Annotated in this window: 3 protein-coding genes; all 3 read right to left on the reverse strand. The window is 66.9% G+C overall.

All coding sequences use genetic code 11. The annotated features are described in order from the left end of the window. Nucleotides 1-33: 33 nt before the first annotated feature. A complete protein-coding gene (locus tag BJG92_RS03000; protein WP_232082541.1) occupies nucleotides 34-528 on the reverse strand; it encodes a carboxymuconolactone decarboxylase family protein in 495 nt (164 codons plus the stop codon). A 364-nt stretch (nucleotides 529-892) separates the two neighbouring features. After that, complete coding sequence (locus BJG92_RS03005) at nucleotides 893-1,870, reverse strand: glycerate kinase (RefSeq protein ID WP_232082542.1); 978 nt, start codon at nucleotides 1,868-1,870, stop codon at nucleotides 893-895. 4 nt (nucleotides 1,871-1,874) lie between these two features. Beyond that, nucleotides 1,875-2,807 carry a 3-keto-5-aminohexanoate cleavage protein gene (locus BJG92_RS03010; protein ID WP_232082543.1) on the reverse strand — a complete coding sequence of 311 codons (933 nt, stop codon included), beginning with the start codon at nucleotides 2,805-2,807 and terminating at the stop codon, nucleotides 1,875-1,877. Between the last annotated feature and the right edge of the window lie 42 nt (nucleotides 2,808-2,849).

Here is a 2,849-nt window from a genome sequence, read left to right on the forward strand (position 1 = left end):
GGGTGGGGCGGCCGCGGGCGGGGTGTCCGGCGGTCAGGACCGGGGTTTGCGGACGGGGTGCCGGCTGACGATCGAAACCCGGTTGAAGGCATTCATGGTGATCGCGAGCCAGCTCACGGCAGAGAATTCAGCGGCCGTTAGGTGTTTCCTGGCGAGGGTTCCCTCGCGCTCCCGGGCATGCGCATCGGAGATGTTGGTGACAGCCTCGGCCAGGGTCAGCGCCGCGCGTTCCTTCTCGGTGAAGAGGTCCGCATCCCGCCAGGCCGGGAGCACCGCAAGCCGCTGGGCTGATTCGCCGTTGGTCAAGGCATCACCGACGTGCAGGTCCAGGCAGAAGGCGCAGCCATTGATCTGGGAAATCCGGACGTTGAGGAGTTCAATCAGGGTCCGGTCCAGCCCCGCGTCCTCGGCCGCTTCCTTGGCTTTCAGGCCGAGTCCGTTGAGGGCCCGCCAGGCCGCAGGGTGTTCCTTGTCGAGGAATACGGATCGGGTGATCATTGGGGTCTGCGGTGCCGCGGTGTGGTCCATGGCTCCAGAATACCCACGGGAATCTCCGGAAGTCAGTGTGTAGCGTGACAAGTCTGTCATATGTGTGACAAACTTCAGCTATAGTGAAATCCCCTGCAGGAGCGGCTCCCCCGGCCGGTCCTCGGAACTGGTCCGCCGACATCGGACCAGTCCCCACCATTCGACGGTCGGCTCCTTGGGGGAGCCGACCGTCGAAGGCGTTTAACGGGCTGAGCGTGATTCAGGGGGTCCGAGTGGGGCATGCCCATCTTTCGGCCCGGATCCGCGGGGACATGTCCAGTCCTGGGTCCAGGCAATGGGCATATGGGGATTATGTCCAATGGCCGAGGGGCGCGCGGGGCATGTCCACTGGACGCGGGGCCAGCTACGCCGCGGTGCGCGCCAATCCTGCGCCGGCGGCCTTCATGGCCCGGGCGTCGGGGGCGAGGACGATGCCGGCAAAGTTGTCTGCGTAACCGCCCAAGTCAGCGGCAACGGACCCGACGACGGCGTAAACGGGCTTTGAGCCGCACCGGGCAAGGATTGCAGCGATGATCTTCCCCTGGCCGGTCTGGGAGTCCAGCCGCCCCTCGCCGACCACCACGGTGGTGCAGTCGGCGAGCTGGGCATCGAAGTCCAGCAGGTCCAGGACATAGTCGGCCCCAGAGACCAGCGCCGCCCCGTAGCGGCCCCACATGCCGCCGGAGAATCCGCCGGCAGCGCCGGTCCGGTCCAACAAGCGGGGGTCCCGGCCGTACTCGCGGAGGAAGTCCCCGGCCTGCCGCTCAAGGCGCCGGGTGAGCACCTCGATGGTGGCCGGATCCGCACCCTTCTGGGGCCCGAATACCCGTGCCGCGTCGGAAAAACGGGTGGTGACGTCGCTGAGGATCACCACCTCCGCGGCGCGGAGGCCGCCGCGTTCCTCGATCGCTGCGATGGCGCCTGCGCCGCCGTCGCTCGTGGCGGAACCGCCGGCCGCCACCAGGATCCGGCGGGCGCCAAGCCTCGCGGCTTCGGCCATGAGGACCCCGGTGCCGTAGCTGCTGGCCGTGACCGGGTCCCGCTCATGGACTGAGGGCAGGTTGAGTCCGCTGGCAAAGGCGAGTTCGACGACGGCTGTTCCGTCGGGAGCCAAGCCGATGTCCGCGTCAAGGGCGTCCCCCCAGGGCCCGACGGTGCTGACCGTGACCGGCCGGGCGTTCAGTCCCCGGATCAGCACCTCAAAGGTTCCCTCGCCGCCGTCGGCCACCGGCAGTTCCAGCGCGGTCCCGCCGGCCGAACGAATGCCGCCGGCCAGGTACCCGGCTACCTCGACGGCGGTAAACGTCCCCTTGAAGCTGTCCGGGGCCACGAGGATGCTCATCGGCTCAGAAACCGACCTTGTCTCGGCCCTTGAGCTGGAGCATTTCCCGTGCCTCATCCGGGGTGGCGATTTCGAAGTTAAGGGCCTCAAGGATGGTGCGGATCCGGGTGACCTGCTCGGCGTTGGACGTCGCGAGCTGGCCGGGGCCGATCCACAGCGAATCCTCCAGTCCCACCCTGACGTGCGAGCCCATTGCGGCGCCGATGGTGGCCAATGGCATCTGGTTCTTCCCGGCGCCAAGGATGGACCATTCGTAGGCATCCCCGAGCAGCCGGTCCGCGGTGCGGCGCATGTGCATCAGGTCCTCCGGATGGGCGCCGATCCCGCCGAGCAGGCCGAACACGGACTGGACGAACAGCGGTCCCCGGGCCAGGCCGCGGGAGTGAAAGTGCGCCAGGTTGTTCAGGTGCGAAATGTCGTAGCATTCGAATTCGAAGCGCGTGCCGTTCTCGTTGCCGATGTCCAGGATGGTCTCGATGTCCTGGAAGGTGTTCTTGAAGACCAGGTCGCGGCTCTTTTCGAGCCCTTCCCGCTCCCATTCGTGGCCGAACTCCGTGAACCGATCCAGCATCGGGTAGAGACCGAAGTTCATCGAGCCCATGTTGAGGGACGCCAGCTCGGGTTTGAACAGGGCGGCCGGCTGCATGCGTTCCTCAACCGTCATATGGGGCGAGCCGCCGGTGGTGATGTTGATGACCGCGTCCGTGTTGCGCTTGAGCTTGTCCAGGATCGGGACGAAGTGCTCCGGGTCCTGGGAGGGCCGCCCGTCCCTGGGATCGCGGGCGTGCATGTGCACGATCGCAGCGCCGGCCTCGGCGGCACCGATGGCGGCGTCGGCGATCTCATCCGGTGATACTGGCAAGTACTTGGACATGGACGGGGTGTGGATGGCGCCGGTGACGGCGCTGGTGATGATGACTTTGCGTGCTGCAGCCATGGGGATCTCCTTAAACGGACGGAATCTTGGGCGGGCGGGAGG

Origin of the sequence: Arthrobacter sp. SO5, assembly GCF_020532805.1 — a bacterium.
GTDB lineage: Bacteria > Actinomycetota > Actinomycetes > Actinomycetales > Micrococcaceae > Arthrobacter.